The organism is Pseudomonas sp. 22515 (genome assembly GCF_052044625.1).
Lineage (GTDB): Bacteria > Pseudomonadota > Gammaproteobacteria > Pseudomonadales > Pseudomonadaceae > Aquipseudomonas > Aquipseudomonas alloputida.
In genome coordinates, this window is sequence record NZ_JBQENN010000009.1 from 43,936 (window position 1) to 65,038 (window position 21,103).

Here is a 21,103-nt window from a genome sequence, read left to right on the forward strand (position 1 = left end):
AATACTGGGCTCAGTCTAGCTCTGCGCTGACTGACGTGGAGGGTGGTCTATCTTTTCGGCGGCTAATGACTGCTATTGGCCGATTGCGGTCATTGCTAGCAAGTCGCTGACATCTATTATTTCACCATCGCTCTAACCTGGTGTGGAATCCTCAACCGGGCCCCGCTAGCGCCTCAGCGGTTGTGTGCTATGTTTCTAACTCCATTCATTATTCCCCGCCCCGAGCGCCTTGGTCTCATAACTCATGCAGTTCGTAAAATATCACGCGGCTGGCAACGACTATCTCGTCTACCACGACAAAACGCCATTCGATTGCTCTATGCTGGCCATCTCGGTGATATGCGACCGGCATAGAGGGTTAGGCAGTGACGGCATCCTGATTCCTGTAATCGAGCCAGGCAAGATGCTCTCAGTGCAGATTCTCAATACCGATGGCTCCGAGGCGGAAAAGAGTGGCAATGGATTGCGAATCCTATGTCGCTACCTTTGGGATCAGCGCATCGTTTCGCACGAACCCTTCGAGTTGTTAACCAAAGGCGGTAAGGTTCGTTGCCAGGTACTTGACGACGGCCGACGCATTTCCATTGCCATGGGTATGGCGACATTCCCCGAGAACGAACGACACTCAATGGAAGTCGATGGCATGCGCCTGCACCTGAACCTTGTGTCGATGGGCAACCCCCATTGCGTGGTGTTTGTCGATCAGACGACTGAGGCACTTGCACGCAAGCTTGGGCCAACCATTGAGCAATTGTCGCTCTTCCCAAACAGAACCAACGTGCAATTCGTGAACGTTGTCGATCGCCGAAACCTGATGGTGCAGATCTGGGAGCGTGGCGTGGGCTACACCCTATCTTCAGGCACCAGCAGCTGTGCCGCTGCGGCAGTCTCACGACGACTTGGGTTCGTTGACGATCATGTGACAGTGCACATGCCTGGCGGTCAGATCACCATCGAACTTGATGAGGACAACCACGTACTCATGAAGGGCCCGGTGTGCAAAATTGGGAAGTACTGGTTGGATCCGGAGTGTCTGGCACAGATTGGTTGAATACGCGGCACCTCTGTATTCGCCGTTATCGCGTGGACTGATCAAGCGTAGGTAAGTGGAACTAAGATCGAGAGTGCCGGATGAAGAGCAGGCAACAAACGAGGTTCTCTGATCAGGGAGATAAGAGAGCATGAGGCGTTCAACCTTGGATCATCTGGCCATTGTTTCACCGACCCGTCCGTTGGGGGCGCAATTTGTTGAGCGTCAGCTTGGAGCGAAACGGCTTTGCCAGATAACGTCAGTTTGCAGTAAGCGTCTGCCCAACACATCTTGCTCAATGTTCAGGGTTCTTCTGTATGCAGGAAATCTACCTCGTAGATACCCCGCGCCGCGCGGATGGTAACAGGGGATATTGGTCTTATGTCACTCAACTCCCATGCGAGCCAGCCGTCTTCAAAATAACTTGCGCAGGCTGCTTCCATGTCAGCCAGGATGAACGGACGCACGGCTTTTACGCGCACAATCGCGACCGCAATACCGTCATCATCTACCTCCCCGTCGGCATGAAGAAAACGCCCATTTTCGACAATCAGAAGATCCTCGGTAGGTTGTAAGTCTGGATGCCAACGACGGACTTCGAGTGTTTTCTGGCCAGAAGCGATTCGACTGCCACTGGGCCGTACGATTGATAAAGCCTTGATGGTTCTCTCCTAAAAGATATGCGTCCGGCTAAGTTACTTTGTCGGAGGGATGGGAGGTACCGCTACGAGCGCAAGCTTGAGCTGCGGCCAGATTTTCACCCATTTTTTGGACTTGAGGCGGCTTTGATAGATCGCAGTTTTCTCCGTGGCGAACCTCCCCGCTGGCCTGATAATCAAGTCAAAAAGATCATCAAGCCCCAAGGGCGCCGCGACCTCGCATGAGCCTTTCTCTCGCAGTGCTACGGCTACCGCCGTTGCGGTTTCTGGCCAGTAGCGCATTGCGTCGGTCGCTGAGAGATATGGCTTATCGCCGTTCTGAGCATGCATTCTCGCTTGATTTTTCACAGACCATAATACGTTCGGCTCTAGACCTCTGAGAACTGCTTCCAGGGCTTCATCTTGCTCTGGTGTGCAGCGTTGTGCATCAAACCAGATGACATCAACGTCTGTTGAAATCGGGGATGAATCGCGCCCGTGCAGATAATCCCAAACCGCGTTTCGTACAAAGCCTGCTCCGATCCAGCAGTCTGGCAATCCCAAGGAGCGCACTATTTCGAGTAACCGCCACCGAATGGGGTCATCTGAGATAATCGCTTGGATTTTCGAACTATTGTCCACTCAGAAATCACCTTGCAGCAGCACTTAGATCGTTATCGGCGGAAGCTGAAAGCATTTCCATACCGAGCATCAATGCATCCAGTTCGAGCCTGTTCAACGTTAATGGCGGCATCTCGAAGTCGGCATCCAAGGCATACCCCACGCCGGCGGTACCATAGATTGGGATTCCACTGAAGGAAAGATCGTCGATGTATCGATAGATTGAGCGAACGGAAACGCCAATTCGGCTAGCCAGTCGTTCAGCAGAGATCGGCTGATGGACACGAATCAGATTTACCAATTGAAATAAGCGATCAGCTTTACGCACTAGGTGTGCCCAACTGAGAGTCCTTTGCAAGCTCGATGGCCGCGTTAATGGCGGCCCGAGCTTGGGGGCTATTCTTCCAGCAACTCGATCCCACTGCTGCCGATGCCTGAGCCAGGATGTCACAAGCATTCGCTTTGCTGAGCACAGCCAGCGAGTCAATGCCCATCTGCTCAAGGCGAGCGATAACGGCCGGCCCTACGCCCTTTAGGGCCAACAAGGCATTATGTTCCGTCAGTGGAAATGGCATCCGTAAACTCCTGTTATCGGCCAATGAAACAACCGGAGTTTGCCCGACGGGACAGGGCATCTCAATAGATGGACTCCATCGCCCTCGGCGTAAGCATCAGAACGGTGCGCGCGTCAGGTTTGGGCCAATTTTGGGCCACAGCCCACCTTTGCTCGGGTGAAGCACAAAGGGTCTGACCGGGTATGGGGTTTTGGACGCCATACGCCGGAGCGTGGCCATCCGCTAGGCCAGGTTGTCCATCCGCCGGTAATTCATGGCGCTCGCCTAGCGGAACACCGTAGCCACTTTCCTTGAGCGACCGTGCGTTGACCGCGCGGCGATTGAAGGGGGGCTTGTGGTGCGATCACGGCTGTTAAATGAAAAAAGCAGATGTAAAAAAATGTAACACGCACCTTCAGCAGTGGATTCATTGGAATAGCTGTGTATTCTGTCTCTCCAGTCAAGAATATGAGTTCAAGGTCCGTTCCATGCGTAATCGCGGCAAAATCTATTGGGAATGGGCCAATTCTGCGTTGCATTCCCGGAACTACGATGAGCGCCTTCCCTGCGGCACTTTAATCAACATCCAAGCCCGACTCTCACCTGAAAACGTCACTCAACTTTTCTTGGGTATCTACGGGAAAAAAGGCGTGCTCTTGCTCGAAGAGGTACACCCTGACTGCCGTGGACAGAAACTGTCTGCGGCGATGGCCTGGGCGCTCGAGCGTGCTCACGACTGGGTCGCCAAGGCGTTTCCTGCGCCCAAAGCACCAGGGCCAGAACCACTCCCGCGCAGAGGCTCGCGTCTTCACGGATAACAATGCAGGGAAAACGGAACGCTCGTCAGATCGCTTGAGTCGTATCTCCATCAAAAGCGCATTGAGGCGCCCAGTTGGAGAAAGTGATGAGCCTTCAGTCCACCAGTCATGACCTTTACGTGCATGCCTACCTTGGTTACCAGGCATCGATTTACGTGCTGTGGGAGTCGAGCGTCGAATTTCCCACGGGGATGTTGGTCGAGGTAGGGAAGCCGGGCGCAACGGCGCGAACCCTGCGTGTGAGTCGACCCTTCTCCTCTTCGACAGAAGCCATTCTCGAAGGGAAGGTTATGGCTGAACAGTATGTGGAGAGTCAGAAAAGCGGAACTTGTTCTGCCAGGTGAGTTCGCCGAGGCCTGCGATCGGACCCACCGCAACCACGGGCAGGTCGACTGCCTTGGAATCTGTACAGCCTTCGATAATGGTATTCCCTGTTCGTCGAGTCGTGCCATTTCAACAGTAACGGCTTGGGCAAGTGCCATTGTGGACGGTGGTGTTACCAGTCGTCGTGCTGCGCGGGTTCCAAGTCGACGCGGTCCCCGAGTCGAAACCCTGCACATCAGTGGTCGATGATGTTGCGCTGCCAGTACTAGGGCCAGCATGGTCTACTACCGCTTCATTGAAGCGGCTCTATCAGCTCGGCGCCTTGGTTGCGCACATTGCCAATGGCTGTGCTCACTCGATACCACTCGAAGGCCTCGGCTGGCTCACCCAGGTTGAGCGCCATCTGCTCGGCCTGTTCCCCGGGCATCGCGGTTTGCATCCACTCACGCGCGAGGTCTGGGGCCAAAACCACTGGCCTGCGGTCGTGCACATCTACCATTCCGCCCTGGGCATCGGCCGTAATGATGACGAACCCGTCATGCTCGCTGCCAGCGAACTGGCCGATGCTGGCGCAAAGGGAAGGGCGCCCGTCCCGGCGTCGGATGTAGTACGGCTGTTTCTTCGGTCCGCCTTCATCGACCCATTCATACCAGCCGTCGATCGGCGTTATGCCTCGGTGCGGCCAGATCGCCCGGAAGAAGGGGCCGTGTGCCACCTTTTCAACCCTGGCGTTGATCGGTGCGGCACGGTCGGTCGCCCAATGCGGCCGCCAGCCCCATCTCACCAGGTCCGCCCGCGGGCCTGCTTCATCCACTCGCAGCACTGCCACCGGCGTGGTCGGCGCGACGTTGTACCGGCCAAGTGGCTGGTCGCCGACGTTGTTCCGCCAGGCCTCTGGCAGGCTCAGGGTTTCGACAAAGTCGTGTATGCCTCGGTACTGACTCAACCTTCCACACATGCGCAACCCTCCTGCCAGAGCAAGCATAGCGCTTGGGTGTATTGCCGGTGTGGATGACGCCGACGTGGTGCTGTACGCGCAGTTCTGATGGTGCCGGGCTGAATGAGCGCCCCACCTCCTTCAACACGGCGCCAAGTCTGATCTGCCAGGCGTTATAGGGTCGTTCGAGGGAACCCGAACGAAAATGCAGTACTTACCACCCTCCATCGATTCAAAGGCCACCAGCTTTTCCACCAGCGCGGCGCTCAAAACCTTGCCGGCGTTAAGCAGCAACATGCCGTTGTCGGCGTTCAGGTTGCGCGCAAGCACCATTCCCGGCGCCAGGTCCCGGGTGGTACACACCTGGACTTCAGGGTCCACCAGGGTCATATCGCTGTGGAACGAGGCGCAAACCTGGACGAAATCCTCAAGGAGCGCCGGGTCATACAACCGGCCGGCGTACTTGCGCAGGTAGAGCAAGGCCTCATCGCTGTTCATCTGCCGTTCAAGAATCAAACCCCGTTGCAGCTCAACGAAGTCCACGGCCATCTTGAGCAAGCGAGCGCCGAACGGGATAGCTTCACCCTTGAGCCGGTCGGGGAAACCGCTGCCGTCCCAGTGCTCCTGATGATGCAGGATCAGGCGCGCGGCATCTTTCATGGGCTCAAGGGTCATCAGCAGCGCTTCACTCTGGCGTGGGTAGTCGCGATAGCGGTCGCGGTCGCCGTGCATCAGCTGGTCCGAAGGGGCAACGATCATGCTATCCGGCCAACTCAGTTTGCCTATGTTGTACAGCGCCGCAGCCATGGCCAGATCGCGGCTTATCGCCTCGTCCAAGGCGTGGACCCGACAGTAGCAACGCACCAGTTCGATGATCTGTCGATTGGTCTGCTTGGCTGGAGGCAGCCGCAGATTAGCCAGCATCGAGAACACCTCGGTCCCGGTCACATAGCTGTGTTTCAGTTCTTCGTAGGCCAGATCGAGCATGTCAGCGGTCTGCTGCAGCTCCGCGGTACGGGCTGCAACGCGTTTCTCCAAGTCGTTATTGAGCAGTCTCAACTGGGCGTTCTGCCGACGTGCCAGCAGCTCCAGGCGTTGGCGCTCGCGTTCGGAATGCTGGTGGTCCAGGGCCTGGCGCAAGGTCATCAGCAATTCGTCGTCGTTCCAGGGCTTGCTGATGTAACGGTGGATTTGACCGTCATTGACGGCCTTGATGATTGCGCTTGGGTCGGCATAGCCGGTCAGCAAGATCCTGACGGTCGATGGGTGATGCTGATTGATCTGTGCCAACAAGGTGGCGCCGTCCATCCCGGGCATGCGCGCATCGCTCATCACCAGATCAACCGGGCCCTCGGCCATCTGCGCCAGTGCCTGCTCTCCGCTGGTCGCCAGCTTCACGTCATAGGGTTGGCCACGCAATAGCCGACGCAGACTGTTAAGGATCGACTCCTCGTCGTCTACCAGCAACACGGTCGGCCGATAGGGTGAAATCAGGGGCGGTTGCACGTCCATGGCAGGCCTCACGTGGTCGATCGATGGAGGCACTCGAGCTCAACGAGCGCTTAGGTCAAAGGCTAGTTCATTTTTCCGTGACAGGTGCCGGGCAAGGTGTGGCGGGTGGCAGGCAAATTGTCTGGAAGGCAACTAACCTGACGGCATGGCACCACCCTTCTGTAAGTCCGTCAGCCCAGGGAAAAGGATTCTCCCGGATGTCAGCGCGCACAACCTGTCGTTATCGTTCCGCTCTTCACCTGCAGCGCTTGCGCCGTTGTCTGAGCCTGTGGGTGCTGCTCGTTCTGAGCGGAGGCAGCGGGGCGGAGCCGCTGGACGAGCCGCTCAAGCCGCTGCCTCCGATACCCACTCTGACACCTGGGCGTGTCGAGTTGGGCCGCCAGTTGTTCAACGATCCGCGGTTGTCGCGCAACGGCACACGGTCCTGCGCCAGCTGTCACCGTCTGGACAAGTACGGGGCCGATGACCGGGCGTTTTCCATGGGGGCAGATGGCCTGCCGCTTACGCTCAATACGCCAACGGTACTCAATGCCAGCCTTAATTTCCGACAATTCTGGAATGGCCGGGTCGAGTCACTCGAGGAGCAGGGGGAGGCCGTGATCACCAGCGCTCACGAGATGGGCGGAGACTGGCGCGTGATCGAGCAGCGCATCGCCGCAGACGTGCATTACCGCCAGGCGTTCAAGGATGCCTACCCGGACGCGGTGACAAAGGACAACATCCTCAGCGCGTTGGCCGATTACCAAAGGACGCTTCTTACCCCTAGCGCGCGCTTCGATCGTTACCTGCAGGGCGATACCGAGGCGCTTACCCTGGAGGAAAAATACGGCTACCAGCGCTTCAAGGACTATGGCTGCATCGCCTGCCACCAAGGGGTGAATATTGGGGGCAACATGTTCCAGAAATTTGGCGTGTTCGGCGACTACATCGCGGACCGCGGCAACCCCACCGAGGCGGATCAGGGCCGCTTCAACGTGACCGGAGAGGAGGCCGACCGGGGCGTGTTCAAAGTGCCGAGCCTGCGCAATGTGGCGATGACCGCGCCCTATTTTCACGATGGCTCGGCGCCTACACTGGAGCGTGCGATCGATGTGATGTTTCAGTATCAGCTTGGACGAATCCCAAGCGATGAGGACCGCAGGCTCATCATGCTGTTCCTCAAAACCCTTACTGCTGAAAAGGCGGGTCAGCCATGAGGGTGATTTCCCGGCGCACAAGCCTGATTCTATTCAGTGGGTTGGTCCTTGTACTGGCGTCGATGCTGCTGTACCTGTACCTGAATTCCGGGTCAGAGCAGACCCAGACCTACAACGAATCCCGAGATCTCATTCGTCAGCTCAAGCAACAGGATGCTGTATGGGAAAACGAGGTGCTCAAGGCCCGGGTAGCCGTCTCTCATAACTATGATCCACTCGTGACCCCCCTCAAGGAGATGAAGCGGCTGTGGGCACGATTCGACAGCCGGGAAGCCGAACAAGGGCGCGTTGACTCAGACCAGTGGCGCGATGCCTATGACGGTTTTCTCTCTGCGTTTGGGGAAAAGGCTCGGCTCGTGGAGCAATTCAAATCGCACAATGCCTTGCTGCGAAATTCGTTGGCATTTCTACCCACAGCCGAGGACGGTATTCAGGCCCAGATCAACACCATGCTGGCCCCGAATAGGCCGGAGGTACACGTATTCGTTGCTGACACTTATGACCTGTTGCTAAGTGCCCTGGAGTTCGCGCAGGTTACCTCTGTGGAAAGGGCTGCCGAGATAGAGGTGGGGTTAGGTAACCTGGCTGTTAACGCGGAGAACCTGCCCAAAGAGTTCCACACGCCCCTCAATTTGTTGAGTAATCACGTGGCGTTGATCCTGCGCGAGCAACCTGTCGTCAACCGCCTGCTCGAACAGATCGAGGCGATCCCGGTTGCCGAACGCCTGGATACGATCACCAGCCTCCTGGACAGGGATCAACAGCAGGTTGAAAGGATCAACCGTAAAAACCATCTCTACACGTTATGGCTATCCGGCTTGCTGATGTTCTCGGTCATTTGCCTGGCTGCGCTGCTGGTGCGCAGCTTCGCCGAGGTGAGACGGGTCAACAATGCGTTGCAAAGCGCCAATGACGTCCTGGAACAGCGGGTCGAGGATCGCACCCTGGAACTCAGAAACGCTCAGAGCGAATTGCTTAACGCGGCGCGCCAAGCAGGCATGGCGGAGATCGCTACCAATGTGTTGCACAACGTGGGCAACGTGCTCAACAGCGTGAACACATCCTCTGATCTGATCGCTCGAACGTTGCGCAGCAGCAAAACCCAGGGTTTGGGCAAGGCCATGCAACTGTTCCGCGAGCATGCCACTGACATCGGTCGGTTTCTCGACGAGGATCCCAGAGGCCGGTTGCTTCCCGGCTACCTCCACCAGCTGACCGAGGCGATCGCCGAGGAGCAGAAGGAGATGGTGATCGAGCTGGAGCGGATGAACAAGAGCATCGACCACATCAAGGAAGTGGTGGCCACCCAGCAATCCTACGCCGGGGCTAAAAATGTGCCAGTGCCGCTGTCGGTCAACGACCTGGTCGAGGACGCGCTGCGCATGAACGCAGGCGCGTTGATCCGGCATCAGGTGAGGGTAGTGCGCGACTTCGCAGATCTGCCTCTGGTGATGGGCGACCGGCATCGGCTGTTGCTGATACTGATCAACCTGATCAGCAACGCCAAGTACGCGATGTCCGGCCCCGGCAGCGACCCACGGACGATGATCCTCAGGACGCGCATCATTGAGGGGGGCTTGCTGGAAATGAGCGTGCTGGACGAAGGCGAAGGCATTGCGCCCGAAAACCTGCAGAAGATCTTTGCCCATGGCTTCACCACGCGCAAAGACGGGCATGGCTTCGGCTTGCACAGTTGCGCCTTGGCCGCCATCGAGATGAATGGTCACCTGACCGCACACAGCGACGGCCCTGGCCTGGGTGCTGTCTTTACCCTGAGGATCCCGCTGATCGCGGTGACGGAGCCTGCATGAGTGACCTGACCAATCGCCGGATCCTGCTGATTGATGACATGCCGACTATCCACGAGGATTTTCGCAAGATCCTTGCCCCGGCCAAAGCGCAGAACACAGAACTGGACGAGATGGAAGGGTTGTTGTTTGGCGAGCAGATCAAGAACGACCGACCGGTATTCGAACTCGATTCAGCCTATGGCGGTGAGGAAGGGCTCGGCCTGCTGAAGCGTGCGCTGCAGGCCAGCAAGCCTTACGCGTTAGCCTTCGTCGACATGCGAATGCCAGGTGGATGGGATGGCGCTCAAACCATTGAGCACCTGTGGGAAGAGGACCCGCTGTTGCAGGTAGTCGTCTGTACCGCCTACTCGGACTATTCCTGGGATGAGTTGCTCGACCGGCTGCAGGCCCACGATCGCCTGCTGATCCTGAAAAAACCGTTCGACAACATCGAGGTCCAGCAAATGGCCAGCACCTTGCTGACCAAGTGGGAAATGACCCAACGAGCCTCGCTGAAAATGCACCAGCTCGAACAGCGGGTAGAGCGGCGTACCCAGCAACTGACCCAGGCCAGCGAGGCGCTGCAGCAGGAGATCGAGGAGCGCAAGCAGCTGGAAAGCCAGCTGGTGCAATCGGAGAAGCTCGCCTCGTTGGGGCAGATGGCCGCCGGCGTGGCGCACGAGATCAACAATCCGATCGGTTTCGTGTCCTCCAACCTGGGCACTCTGGGAGGGTACTTTCAACAACTGTTAGCGATGCTCGACGCCTATCGCCAGGCCGAACTGATGCTCGGCGCAAACGAAACCACTGGGCGCTTGCAAAGGCTTCGTGAGCAGACTGAGCTGGAATTCCTCATGGAAGACATCCCGATCCTCATCAAGGAGTCCAAGGACGGAATCGGTCGAGTGGCGCATATCGTCAAGGACCTCAAAGACTTCTCGCGCGTTGACAACGCTCAGCAGTGGCAATTAGCCGATTTGCAGCAGGGCATTGACTCCACGCTCAACATCGTCGCGAGCGAGCTGAAACATAAAGCCGACGTGGTAAAACGGTACCAGCCGTTACCCCCTGTCGAATGCCTGCCGTCGCAGATCAACCAAGTGATAATGAACCTTGTGCTCAATGCCGTCCAAGCCATGGGCCCCGAGCGGGGCACCATCACATTGGGCACTGTTCATCAAGGCGGCTGGGTGTGCATCGACGTTGCGGATACAGGCGCTGGGATAGCACCGGAGAACATCAAGAAAATCTTCGATCCTTTTTTCACCACCAAGCCCGTCGGCCAAGGAACCGGGCTAGGCCTGTCCCTTTCCTACGGCATTGTAAAGAAACACGGAGGAGAGATATCTGTATCAAGTCAGGTCGGAGTGGGAACAACGTTTCGTGTACAACTGCCGGTTAAGCAGAGCGCAACGCTGTGACAGGGCACACAAGGTGGGTATACCACAACCCAACTAGGGCAGGGGGCGTGCCCCGGCGATCCCGCCAACCAGTCAATGTTTTGCGGTGGCGAGTAGCCGATAGCGTGAGAAGGGCGTGCCGTCGATATCCACCTCTGCGTCAAGGCAAAACCCCAGGCGAAGAATACCTTTGATTCGAGTTCTGGTTGATGGAAGCAATAGGGTAATGGACGCTAGCCCCATCTCCTGGAAAGCGCGCCGTACGATCTCATCGAAAATCACTCTGCCAAGCCCCCAGTAGTCTGGATGAAGCACCAAGGCAAGATCAGCGTCGCCGTCTTCCTGCTGCAGGCCACCCCAGCCGGCGAATTGACCGTCAACGAAAAAAGCCCAGGGACCATAGCCATTCAGTGCCCATTGGGCCTCTTTTTGGGCAACCCACACCTTGCATTTGCGTTCGTCAAAGTCGGGACGACCCAAGGGCATTTGGCGCAAGACATCGGGGTTGTTGTTGAGTGCGATGATGTCGGCGATGGGGGCGTCGCTCAGACGCCGGAAATGCAGCTGCATGATGTGCCTTGTCGAACGGCTTTAAACCTGATTTATAGCGCCTGCCATTGCCCCTTTTCAATCTTCAGATTCGTACCAGCTGAGACAATTCATGACATCGAAGAAACTGGGCCGAATACTCCGACGCTGAGTTCTGCGCCCTGGCCGAACGGTATTAGGCAGGATCGATGCATAGGCCGCCAATGGCGCGGCCTGAGGCCCGATTCTCGCGCTAGACCACCGCGCCAAACAAGTGTCCCACCAGTGCCGTGACGCCCATGGCCAACGCCCCCCAGAAGGTCACCCGCCAGGCGCCCGTCATGATGCTGGCCCCGCCAGCCTTGGCGGCAATAGCCCCCAATGACCCGAGAAATACCAATGACATGCCCGATATCCAGGGGCCCACGCTGTGCTCCGGTGCGACAAACGTCACCGCCAGCGGCAAGGCGGCGCCCACCACGAAGCTCGCGGCGGACGCCAGGGCGGCCTGCAACGGTTTGGCGGTGAGCGTGGCGCTGATGCCCAGTTCGTCGCGGGCGTGGGAGCCCAATGCGTCATGGGCCATCAATTGATCGGCCACTTGATGTGCCAGCTCGGGTGCTACCCCACGCTGCATGTAGATGTTGGCGAGTTCGGCGTGCTCAGCTTTCGGGTCGCTGGCCAGTTCTGCCCGTTCGCGGGACAGGTCCGCCCGCTCGGTATCGGCCTGGGAGTGCACCGAAATGTACTCGCCAGCGGCCATGGACATGGCCCCGGCCATCAGCCCCGCCATTCCGGTGACCAGCAACGTGGCGTGGCTGGCGTTGGCCGCCGCGACCCCAATCAGCAGGCTGGCGGTAGAGACAATGCCGTCGTTGGCCCCCAGGACAGCGGCGCGTAGCCAGCCGATACGATCACTTCTGTGTGCCTCGGTGTGCCTGTGCATGAATTTCATTGTTTGACGCGGCTCCCTGTCATCAGGCGGTTCACGTTGCACGGGTGCCGAGCGGGTCGGCAGCCGGCGTCAGCGGGCTTCAATTTGCACCTGCAGCTGTCCGCCGACAATGGATATTTCCCTGAACTGCTCACCTTCGCGCAGCACGAACAGTGCGTCCATCCCGCGTTCCTGAGCCAGACGAGGGCCCTCGGTTTCGCCCAGGACCATCAGCGCCGTGGCCCAGGCATCGGCGAGCATGCACGAGGTCGCCACCACGGTAACGGCGGCGAGCGCGTTGCACAGTGGTGCGCCGGTGGCCGGGTTCATGGTGTGGGCATAGGACTGACCGGCTATGTCGACCCACTGCCGGTAGTCCCCGGAGGTCGCGATTGACATATCGCTAAGCGCCATGACGCCCATGACTTCCCGCACGCCCCTTTTGGGCTTTTCCAGCGCCACGACCCAGCATTGTCCGTCAGGTTTGACGCCCCGGGCGCGCATCTCGCCATCGATACCGACCAAGTACCGCGTGATACCTGAACCTTCCAGGCAACGGGCCAGTTCATCCACGCCAAACCCTTTGGCAATCCCACTCAAGTCAAGGCTCAGCGGCACGCGCTTGCGCACCTGGTTGCGTTGTGGCTCAACCTCCAATGCGCCGCTGGCTAACAGCCGGGTGCGCGGCGCAGGGGAATCGATCACCTGCGTTGTGACCTGCCGCGCCGCTGGGCCGAAGCCCCACGCGCTCACCAGGTCACCGACAGCGATGTCGAAGGCGCCGCCGGATTGCCGGCTGACGCGCAATGCAGCAGACAGCACCGTGACCAGTTCCTTGGGCACCGATACCCATTCCTGCTCGGGGGCGGCATTGAGGCGGTTGAGGTCCGACTCGGGTTTCCAGGTGGACATTTGCTGGTCCACCCGGGCCACGGCGCGGGCCAGCTGCTGGCCAAGTTCGTCGGTATCCATCCCGGCCCCGGCATAAAACAGGGCGGTGTAGCGGGTGCCCATGGTTTCGCCGTTCAGGCTATAACGCTGCAACTCAGTAGACATCTTCACGGTAGCGTCCTTGTGCCTTGAGGATCAGCACGCTGAGGTGGAGGGGCGCCAAGACTTCATCCAGGGTCTGCATCACGCCTTTGGCCATTTCGCGACTGCCACACACCAGCACTTGGGCACCTTTTTCAATCAGCCGGCGCAAGGCGAGGGCATCACTGATCAGCCGGTCTTGTACGTAGCTGCGCTCCTGGACTTGAGAAAAGGCGGCGTGCAATTGCGTCAGGCGGCGGTCCGACAAGTATTGGTTGAGCTCCGGTTCGTAGAGAAAGTCCGAGGCCGGGTTGCGCCCGCCCCAATACAGGTGCATCGGGTGTCGGGCCTTGTTGTTGCGGATAAAACCGGCCAAAGGACCAATACCGGTACCGGCGCCGATCAGGATTACCGGGTGCGTGCCCGATGCCGGACGAAATTGCGGGTTGGGCTGAATGAAGGCGTCAATCTGCGCGCCAATGTCCAGGCCGTGAAGAAACTCCGAGCACATGCCCCCGTTGTGTTTACGCACACAGATCTCCAGCACGCCGTCCTGGGCGCCACTGGCCAGCGAGTAGAAGCGCGGGATTGGGCTGCCCGGGGGCAGAATCCCGACCAGGTCGCCGGCCAGAAAATTCGGCAGTCCGCCGCGAGCGTTGAAGCGCAGGACATGGGTCGGTGCATTGACCTGTTCGCCATAGGCAATCCGCTCTGTCAGCTCCAATGAATGGGTGCGCGGCTGCTGCGGGGTGTGAACCAGCGCCAGCGCCTGCCCCAACACGTCGCCCAGCGCGTGGCCCCAACGCGCAAACGCCTGAGGGCACTGGCGGTTGACGGTCTCCAGCCCCAGCAATGGCGAGCCACCGGCCTGCAACATCGCATGCTGCACTTGATGGGCGTACCGACAGAATCGCGCAAATTGGCGGTCGCCCAGGCCCAGTACCGCAAAGGGTAGGCCGGGCTTGACGCCGGTTTTGGCCAGCCGCGTCAGGAACTGCGAAGCCGAGGCCGGCGCATCGCCGTCACCGTGGGTCGCGGTGAGGATGAACACTCGTTTGGCATTAGGGTAATCGCCCAACCAGTCATTCATCGCCGCGCTGTGCACCTGATGGCCGCTCTGGTGCAAGGCGTCATGCAAGGTTTTGGCAAAACCCCAGGTGCTGTTGTTTTCACTGCCCACCAGAATCACGCTGTCGGCGGCATGAGCAGGGCTGTTGTGGCGGAGGCGCGGGCCAGCTTTGCGGCGGCGCCACCATAACAGAATGCCGGTCACGCTCATCAACGGCACGCAGAGGGCGCAGAGCCCGAGCAGCAGGCCCAGCCACCAGAGGCCTTCGCCAGTGTGCAACTGGTAGATCAATTCATAGAGGTTGAGCATTGGGTCGTGGGCTTGATAGGACAGCAAGGCGCCGCTGGCCTGGTCCACGTAGCCATCGCCCTGTGCTGTGCGCAGGGAAAACACATCGCGAGGGTTGCCGGGGCTCGGGTAGACCAGCTCGCGCAGGTCGTTCAGGTCGGTGGCTTGCAAGGCCTGCAGTTTTGCCACCGGCAAGGCCGGGCCGGCGCTGACGTGGGCAGGGAAGGCGGGTTCAGCTTGACTGCCGTCCGCGATAAAACCAAACGTGGTGGCGGACAGGTAGGCCCCGCTCAGTGCCGACAACAACAGCCCGAGCAAGGCCAGTCGCCCGACTTCTGCATGCCAGCGCTGGCTGAAAGTGCCCCGCAGCGGCCGTAGCAGGTTGCGCCAGCCACCCAGGCGTCGGGCCAGCAATAGCGCGCCGGACACTGACAGCGCCAGCATGAGCAGGGCACCAACACCCGACACCCCATGGCCCGGCGTGCCAAGGAACAGCGAGCGGTGCAGGTCTTTCACCCAGCGGGTGAACGCGGATGGCTCGTAAGGGGCGAGCCCTTGGCCGGTCAGTGGGTCGACCTTCTCCGCCCCGGCCTTGCCGTTCTGGTTGTAGTAGACGATCACCGTGCCGGACGCTGAGCGCTGGATCTGCTCCACCCCCGTAAAGTGGTTGGCCACGCGCCCGGCAAGTTGGCCGACGTTGAGTTGCCCGGCAGAAGTGGACGTGCTGTGCAGACGCTCCAGCGCCGGCTCGACAGACAGAATCGCGCCGCTGATGGCCAATACCATGACCAACAGGGCGGCGATCAGGCCAGGAAGGGAATGGAACTGACGAAGCATGTTCAGCCTCCGGAGGTGGCGGGTGCTACAGGTCGTAAGTAAAGGCGTCGACGTAGGCATTGCCGGTCGCGGGCTTGCCTGCGCCCTTGGAGGTCAGCGGCACGCTGACATCGCCGCGGGCGTCGCGTTTGTCCTCGACGGCGCTGTCGATGCGGATCTGATACCCGGCATCAATCAGCGTGTCCGCCAGTTCTACGCTGACTTTCAGCGTGCCCCCACTGCCGACGCTGGCGCCGCTGACCCCGTCGAATTCGCTCGGGTTCATCCCGCTGCCCCGGGCCCAGTCGGCCAGGTGCTTGTAATATTTGGCCTTCTTGCCGGCCACCCAGAGGGTTTTCTGGTACTGGCCATTGGCGTCGGTGACGTAGATCGCCAGGTAGGCATCATTGCCGCTGTAGTCCTTGAGCTGCGTGGTCAGGGTCACTTCACGGGCCTGGGCCAGCGCCGGTAGGGTAATGGCGCCGATGAGGCAGGTTGCTGCGATGATCTTCTTCATGAGCGTGTCCTCTTGATCGTCAGGTCGAGAGCCTGGACCTGCCGGCTGACAGCAACCTGAACGGCAGGAAAATTCATAGACAGGTGAGTTGTCATTCGGCGAGCGGGCTGCCGAGATAGTCATTGGCATCGCCGTCATTGCGCAAATGGACCTCGAGTGTCTTCAGGCGCAGCGATGCCGGGGAGTAGCTGGCTTCGATGTCATTGCCCTTGCGGTCCAGGCCCTTGAGTTCGTAACAGCCGTCGTCGACCTTGATGCGCTGCACGCGCCAGCCGTATTGCCGCTCTACCTGCTGACGCAAGGTTTCGCGAGGCTGCCAGTCGCTTACTGGGTCGCTGCAGTCGTCACCGGCCAGGGCGTAACCGCTGACCAGCAAGCCCAACAGCGTGGCATTGGCAATAAAACCGGATTTCATGACTTGTCTCCTGTCGAGGGCGGCGTCTGTGGCATAACCTAAAGTGCCTACCTGACAGCCAGCTGAATCTTCAGATTCACATCAGGCAAGGCGATTAAGGTGCTGCAAGGCAACCATCTCAGGAGATGTCAGATGCGGGTTCTATTGGTTGAGGACGCTCCAGGCCTGGGTGAAGCGGTGCGCGAACAAATTGCCGATGACGGCCACGCCGTCGATTGGGTACAGCGCCTGGACCACGCGCGCAACAGCGTCCGCAGCACGCCTTACGACCTGATCTTGCTGGACCTGATGCTTCCGGACGGGCGCGGGTTGGACTTTCTGCGTCAACAACGCGCGGCAGGAGACGTGACCCCCGTGATTATCCTGACCGCCCAGGATCAGATTTCCGATCGTATCGCCGGCCTGAACGCTGGCGCCGATGACTACCTGGTCAAACCGTTCGACCTGTTTGAACTCTCGGCCCGCGTGGCAGCGGTGGGCCGCCGTTATAGCGGCAACCCCAATCCACAGATCAAACTCGGTGATTTGCAGGTCGACATGAGTGCCCGCACGGTGCAGCGGGGCAGTGCGACGGTGGACCTCACGGCGCGGGAATGGGCGCTGTTCGAGGCGTTTGTGCAGCGCCCCAGCGCACTGCTGTCAAAGTCGCAGCTCGAAGAGCGGCTGTATGCGTTCGGCGCTGAAATCGAGAGCAATACCATCGAGGTATACATCAGCCGTCTACGTAAAAAACTCGGACGCGAACTGATCGAAACCGTGCGAGGCATGGGCTACCGGTTAATGTCCGCATGAAGCCGTCTTCGAGCCTGCAGATACGTCTCGGCCTGGGGCTGACGCTTGGTATGACCTTACTCTGGCTGGTAGCGACAGTGGGGGCCTGGCTCGTGGTGCGGCATGAGTTGAACGAAGCGTTCGATAGCGCCTTGGAAGAGACAGCACAACGCATCCTGCCCTTGGCTGTGCTGGAAATCAGCAATCGGGAAGAATCCCGGACTGCACAACACGTCGCGACGCTGAAGATGCACAAGGAGTACCTGACTTACCTGGTGCGCGACGCCAAGGGCAAGATCCTGATGCAATCTCACGACGCCAACCCGGAGATTTTCAACCGACAACCGTCTGAAGGTTTTTCCACTTCTGAAAAATACCGATTGTATGGCGCTAGCGCATTGCGCCAGACACTGTTCATCGAGATGGCCGAACCGCTTGGTCATCGTCGTGAAGCCGCGCGGGAGGCCTTGTGTGCGTTGTTGTTGCCTCTAATGGTGTTGATTCCTGTCAGCCTGGCGGGCACTTGGTTGTTTGTACGTTTCAGCCTGCGCAGCGTGCGGGCTTATCGTCGTGCCATTGAAACACGCGGTGTGGGTGACTTGTCGCCGATCAAGGTGGCGCACCTGCCAGCAGAAATCGATCCGTTGGCGGAGGCGGTCAATCACCTGCTGGAGCGCTTACGCAATGCCCTTGAGGCCGAGCGCAGCTTTACCGCCAACAGCGCTCACGAGCTGCGCACACCATTGGCCTCGACCCTGGCGCAGATCCAGCGGTTACACCACGAAGCGCCGGAAGGTCCGCTGCGACTGCGTGCGCAGAAGATCGAGCAGGCGTTGCGCGAGCTTTCAAGGCTTTCAGAAAAGCTCATGCAGTTGGCCAAAGCGGAGGGCGGCGGGCTGTTGTCCGAAACGCCACAAGACCTGATTCCGTTGCTTGCCCACGGCGTCGACGAGTGGAACCAGCGCAGCGGGCAGCGCATCGAGTTGCAGTTGCCAAGTCAGGCCGGCGTGTACTCGATCATTGACCCGGACGCGTTTGGCATCCTGCTGCGCAACCTGATTGAGAATGCGCTGAAGTATGGTGCAACGGACCAACCGGTCGAAGTCAGTCTCACCGATCAGGCACAGCTGCGGGTAGTCAACAGCGGCCCGGCAGTGCCGCAGTCTGTATTAGAGCACCTGACCGAGCGTTTTGTGCGCGGTCACAGTGAGATCAGTGGTTCAGGGCTGGGCTTGGCGATTGCCAAAACCATCGTGCAGGGGGTAAACGCGCGCATGGCATTGTTCTCCCCGGCAACAGGTCGACGCGATGGGTTTGAAGTCTGCATCTGGTTACCGCTTGCCCCATCCTGAAAGACCCTGGAACTCACCACGCTCAACAGTGCTTTCCTGATACCCGAGCCTCGGCCAGGTTGAATGTAAGGAGATGAAGGCCTGCATCTAACGATCCTTGCTCAGGCAGAACGGGGATGGTCACGCGACTAAGCACTCAGCGCCCGTTTCAACACGTCGTAAATTTTGCCATCACCTGATTGGGCAACGTTGAAACGGAGGAAATCACCCGCAGCCATCGACTGGCTGAACGCATTACCAGGCGCCAGCACTACACCTTCATTCAAGCAAGCCCGAGCCAGCGTTGCTGCATCCTTGCCTTGAGGGAGTTGGCACCAGACGTACATGCCTGACTGGGGCGTTATCCAGGGCTTGATGCCAATGGCCCGAAGCCTCGCTACCGTTCTGTCCATAGCCTCGGCCAGCCTGAGGCGAACACTCTCCATGTGTTTCCGGTACCCGCTATCGGTAATCGCCAGATGGATGATGTCCGCGGCCAGGCGGCCACCCCCGAATGTGGTCGCAATCTTGAGATCGACCAGGCTCTCGATCCAGTCACTGCGAGCCGCGATGTAGCCGCATCGAATCGAAGCGGAGATGGTCTTGGAAAAGCTACCGATCTGGATAACACGAGAGAGGCCATCGAAGGCAGACAGCCGTGGCGCTGGCGCACTCTCGAAATCCCCGAAGATGTCGTCCTCTACAATCACCAGGCTGGAGTTGTCGGCCAGCTTCAGCAACCTGTGTGCCGTGACCGGAGACAGGGTAGCGCCGGTCGGGTTGTGGATGCCTGAATTGGTTATGTACAACCGGGGAGAATGCGCGAGCAGGGCCGCGCCGAATGCATCGATGTCCGGGCCCGTCGCGGTGTAGGGAACGCCTACGATGTTCACCCTGTGCGCTTTCAGCAGTGCGTGAAAATTGAAATAGCAGGGGTCGTCGACCAGCACAGTGTCCCCCGGCTCAAGCAGAAAACGGCAGATCAGGTCGATGGCGTGGGTGCCGGACTCAGTGAGCATGAGCTGTTCAAGAGGGGCTTCGACCCCGATCCCTGTCAGCTTGCGTGACAGGAACTGCCTGAGCGGCAGATGCCCAAGTGGCGAGGCGTACTCCGTCAGTTTCGACGTGTCTGAACGGGCAACGGTGCGAAGCGCCTTGCGCAAGCCGGCTTCGAACATCCAGGAGGCCGGTAGCCACCCGCACCCCGGTTTCAACGCATCGCTAGCGGTGTCTAGAGACTGGCGCGAGATCCACAGCGGGTCCACTTCACGATCAAGCCTTGGGCCGAGTTCGGTGAGCACCAGGGGTGCCACTGGCCCGGCTACGTAAAAGCCGGAGCCAGGGCGAGAGTTGAGTACACCCTCTGCCATCAACCTTTCATAGGCCTCAAGCACCGTAGAAACCGACACTTGCATGGTCTGAGCCATCGCGCGGACCGAGGGGATTCTCGCGCCCGGGGTGTAGGTTCGAGAGGCTATCCGCGACTGGATCTCACCCATGACAGTTCGAATTCGCGTTGCGCTCCGTTTCATCACACCCTCAACTGTGCTGGATACATATGCCTAACAGTTCGGTTTAAGTGTATTGGATTGTACATGGCCTGGGCGAGCCTGTCGGTGATGTACTGAACCTTGGCTTATCGAGGACTTACCGATGGAAAAATCAGCAAGCGGATGGCTCAATGGTTTCATAGGCGTCGCCATCTTTGCAGGCTCGTTGCCGGCCACCCGAGTGGCAGTCACGGCTTTCGAACCTACGTTCCTGACCTGTGCCAGGGCAACAATTGCCGCCATGCTGGGTGCGCTTTTCCTGATCGTGCTACGGCAGCCTCGCCCCAAACGGGGTGATTTGTCGCCATTGGCCGTAACAGCGCTCGGCGTCGTTATCGGTTTCCCGCTACTGACAGCATTCGCCCTCCAGCACATCACCTCTGCTCATTCCATTGTTTTTGTCGGGCTCCTGCCATTGTGTACCGCAGCATTTGCGGTTCTGCGGGGCGGTGAGCGACCTCGGCCACTGTTCTGGTTGTGCTCGTTGACAGGTGCCGGGCTGGTCGTTGGCTATGCCTTGATGAACGGAGGCGAGGCATCGGCGGTGGGCGATCTGCTGATGTTGGCTGCGGTTGTGGTCTGTGGTTTGGGCTATGCCGAAGGGGCGCGCCTCTCGCGGACATTGGGTGGTTGGCAGGTAATCAGTTGGGCATTGCTTGTAGCGTTACCGGTCATGCTGCTGCTGACGGTGGTCAATCTTCCAGCCCCTGATGACTTTGCCAGGGTAAGTGCTCCTGCATGGCTCAGCTTTGGCTACGTTTCACTGTTCAGCATGCTGATCGGGTTTGTGTTCTGGTACCGAGGGCTCGTCCAGGGGGGGATTGCGGCTGTGGGCCAACTGCAACTCTTTCAGCCGTTCATGGGGCTTGGGCTGGCAGCGTTGCTTTTGCACGAGCATGTCAGCTGGACGATGCTTCTCGTGACGCTGGGTGCTGTCATCTGTGTTTACGGGGCCAGGAAATATGCCCATTAAATGAACAGCCACGCAGAGCGCAATGCTTATTGAGTCCTTCCACACCGTGCCAGGGCTTG

Annotated in this window: 22 protein-coding genes; 9 read left to right on the forward strand and 13 right to left on the reverse strand. The window is 59.1% G+C overall.

Features of this window, described 5'->3' with window-relative positions; all coding sequences use genetic code 11:
- Window positions 1-244: 244 nt before the first annotated feature.
- Window positions 245-1,051 (forward strand): diaminopimelate epimerase, encoded by an 807-nt coding sequence (dapF, locus tag ACTJJN_RS10555; RefSeq protein WP_012052513.1) that lies wholly within the window; start codon window positions 245-247, stop codon window positions 1,049-1,051.
- Window positions 1,052-1,332: 281 nt separating this feature from the next.
- Here dapF and ACTJJN_RS10560 read toward each other — a convergent pair whose 3' ends face one another.
- From ACTJJN_RS10560 to ACTJJN_RS10575, 4 genes are read right to left on the reverse strand one after another with little or no spacing between them, the layout of a single operon-like run.
- Complete coding sequence (locus ACTJJN_RS10560; RefSeq protein WP_440781269.1) at window positions 1,333-1,692, reverse strand: ASCH domain-containing protein; 360 nt, start codon at window positions 1,690-1,692, stop codon at window positions 1,333-1,335.
- Between the two features lie 33 nt (window positions 1,693-1,725).
- Window positions 1,726-2,310, reverse strand: a complete 585-nt coding sequence (locus ACTJJN_RS10565) for a nucleotidyltransferase family protein (protein ID WP_440781232.1) — start codon at window positions 2,308-2,310, stop codon at window positions 1,726-1,728.
- Between the two features lie 7 nt (window positions 2,311-2,317).
- Window positions 2,318-2,617, reverse strand: a complete 300-nt coding sequence (locus ACTJJN_RS10570; protein WP_012052511.1) for a helix-turn-helix transcriptional regulator — start codon at window positions 2,615-2,617, stop codon at window positions 2,318-2,320.
- Window positions 2,610-2,864, reverse strand: a complete 255-nt coding sequence (locus ACTJJN_RS10575) for a hypothetical protein (RefSeq protein ID WP_012052510.1) — start codon at window positions 2,862-2,864, stop codon at window positions 2,610-2,612. The genes ACTJJN_RS10570 and ACTJJN_RS10575 overlap by 8 nt, the downstream gene beginning before the upstream one ends.
- A 356-nt stretch (window positions 2,865-3,220) precedes the next feature.
- On the opposite strand from ACTJJN_RS10575, the gene ACTJJN_RS10580 reads away from it, so the two are divergent.
- A complete protein-coding gene (locus ACTJJN_RS10580) occupies window positions 3,221-3,661 on the forward strand; it encodes a hypothetical protein (RefSeq protein ID WP_440781233.1) in 441 nt (146 codons plus the stop codon).
- Window positions 3,662-3,747: 86 nt separating this feature from the next.
- Entirely contained in the window at window positions 3,748-4,005 is a 258-nt protein-coding gene (locus ACTJJN_RS10585; protein WP_017147651.1) for a hypothetical protein, read from the forward strand.
- 272 nt (window positions 4,006-4,277) lie between these two features.
- Here ACTJJN_RS10585 and ACTJJN_RS10590 read toward each other — a convergent pair whose 3' ends face one another.
- Complete coding sequence (locus ACTJJN_RS10590; RefSeq protein WP_012052508.1) at window positions 4,278-4,943, reverse strand: SOS response-associated peptidase; 666 nt, start codon at window positions 4,941-4,943, stop codon at window positions 4,278-4,280.
- A 120-nt stretch (window positions 4,944-5,063) separates the two neighbouring features.
- Window positions 5,064-6,434 carry an HD domain-containing phosphohydrolase gene (locus tag ACTJJN_RS10595; protein WP_440781234.1) on the reverse strand — a complete coding sequence of 457 codons (1,371 nt, stop codon included), beginning with the start codon at window positions 6,432-6,434 and terminating at the stop codon, window positions 5,064-5,066.
- Between the two features lie 197 nt (window positions 6,435-6,631).
- On the opposite strand from ACTJJN_RS10595, the gene ACTJJN_RS10600 reads away from it, so the two are divergent.
- From ACTJJN_RS10600 to ACTJJN_RS10610, 3 genes are read left to right on the forward strand one after another with little or no spacing between them, the layout of a single operon-like run.
- Complete coding sequence (locus ACTJJN_RS10600) at window positions 6,632-7,630, forward strand: cytochrome-c peroxidase (protein ID WP_440781235.1); 999 nt, start codon at window positions 6,632-6,634, stop codon at window positions 7,628-7,630.
- Entirely contained in the window at window positions 7,627-9,441 is a 1,815-nt protein-coding gene (locus tag ACTJJN_RS10605) for a DAHL domain-containing protein (protein ID WP_440781236.1), read from the forward strand. Before ACTJJN_RS10600 ends, ACTJJN_RS10605 begins: the two co-directional genes overlap by 4 nt.
- Window positions 9,438-10,841 (forward strand): ATP-binding protein, encoded by a 1,404-nt coding sequence (locus tag ACTJJN_RS10610; protein WP_161774498.1) that lies wholly within the window; start codon window positions 9,438-9,440, stop codon window positions 10,839-10,841. The genes ACTJJN_RS10605 and ACTJJN_RS10610 overlap by 4 nt, the downstream gene beginning before the upstream one ends.
- A 72-nt stretch (window positions 10,842-10,913) precedes the next feature.
- On the opposite strand, the gene ACTJJN_RS10615 is transcribed toward ACTJJN_RS10610, so the two are convergent.
- The 6 genes from ACTJJN_RS10615 to ACTJJN_RS10640 form a co-directional block, all read right to left on the reverse strand.
- Window positions 10,914-11,390 carry a GNAT family N-acetyltransferase gene (locus ACTJJN_RS10615; protein WP_012052503.1) on the reverse strand — a complete coding sequence of 159 codons (477 nt, stop codon included), beginning with the start codon at window positions 11,388-11,390 and terminating at the stop codon, window positions 10,914-10,916.
- Window positions 11,391-11,601: 211 nt separating this feature from the next.
- On the reverse strand, window positions 11,602-12,303 hold the full coding sequence (locus ACTJJN_RS10620; protein ID WP_003248160.1) for a VIT1/CCC1 transporter family protein: 702 nt from the start codon (window positions 12,301-12,303) through the stop codon (window positions 11,602-11,604).
- Window positions 12,304-12,372: 69 nt separating this feature from the next.
- Window positions 12,373-13,338, reverse strand: a complete 966-nt coding sequence (locus ACTJJN_RS10625; RefSeq protein ID WP_047604930.1) for an FAD:protein FMN transferase — start codon at window positions 13,336-13,338, stop codon at window positions 12,373-12,375.
- Complete coding sequence (locus tag ACTJJN_RS10630; protein ID WP_440781237.1) at window positions 13,328-15,508, reverse strand: PepSY domain-containing protein; 2,181 nt, start codon at window positions 15,506-15,508, stop codon at window positions 13,328-13,330. Before ACTJJN_RS10630 ends, ACTJJN_RS10625 begins: the two co-directional genes overlap by 11 nt.
- Window positions 15,509-15,533: 25 nt before the next feature.
- Window positions 15,534-16,004 carry a DUF2271 domain-containing protein gene (locus ACTJJN_RS10635; RefSeq protein WP_003248166.1) on the reverse strand — a complete coding sequence of 157 codons (471 nt, stop codon included), beginning with the start codon at window positions 16,002-16,004 and terminating at the stop codon, window positions 15,534-15,536.
- Between the two features lie 91 nt (window positions 16,005-16,095).
- Window positions 16,096-16,419, reverse strand: coding sequence for a PepSY domain-containing protein (locus tag ACTJJN_RS10640; protein WP_003248168.1), 324 nt, complete (start codon window positions 16,417-16,419; stop codon window positions 16,096-16,098).
- A 132-nt stretch (window positions 16,420-16,551) separates the two neighbouring features.
- Between ACTJJN_RS10640 and ACTJJN_RS10645 the strand changes: the two genes are divergently transcribed.
- Window positions 16,552-17,211: a response regulator transcription factor gene (locus ACTJJN_RS10645; protein ID WP_014861096.1), complete on the forward strand. Its 660-nt coding sequence runs from the start codon at window positions 16,552-16,554 to the stop codon at window positions 17,209-17,211.
- Window positions 17,208-18,542 carry a sensor histidine kinase gene (locus tag ACTJJN_RS10650; protein ID WP_440781238.1) on the forward strand — a complete coding sequence of 445 codons (1,335 nt, stop codon included), beginning with the start codon at window positions 17,208-17,210 and terminating at the stop codon, window positions 18,540-18,542. The genes ACTJJN_RS10645 and ACTJJN_RS10650 overlap by 4 nt, the downstream gene beginning before the upstream one ends.
- A gap of 128 nt (window positions 18,543-18,670) precedes the next feature.
- On the opposite strand, the gene ACTJJN_RS10655 is transcribed toward ACTJJN_RS10650, so the two are convergent.
- Window positions 18,671-20,053: a PLP-dependent aminotransferase family protein gene (locus ACTJJN_RS10655; protein ID WP_440781239.1), complete on the reverse strand. Its 1,383-nt coding sequence runs from the start codon at window positions 20,051-20,053 to the stop codon at window positions 18,671-18,673.
- A gap of 121 nt (window positions 20,054-20,174) precedes the next feature.
- On the opposite strand from ACTJJN_RS10655, the gene ACTJJN_RS10660 reads away from it, so the two are divergent.
- Window positions 20,175-21,044, forward strand: coding sequence for a DMT family transporter (locus ACTJJN_RS10660; RefSeq protein ID WP_017147647.1), 870 nt, complete (start codon window positions 20,175-20,177; stop codon window positions 21,042-21,044).
- The last annotated feature ends 59 nt before the right edge of the window (window positions 21,045-21,103 follow it).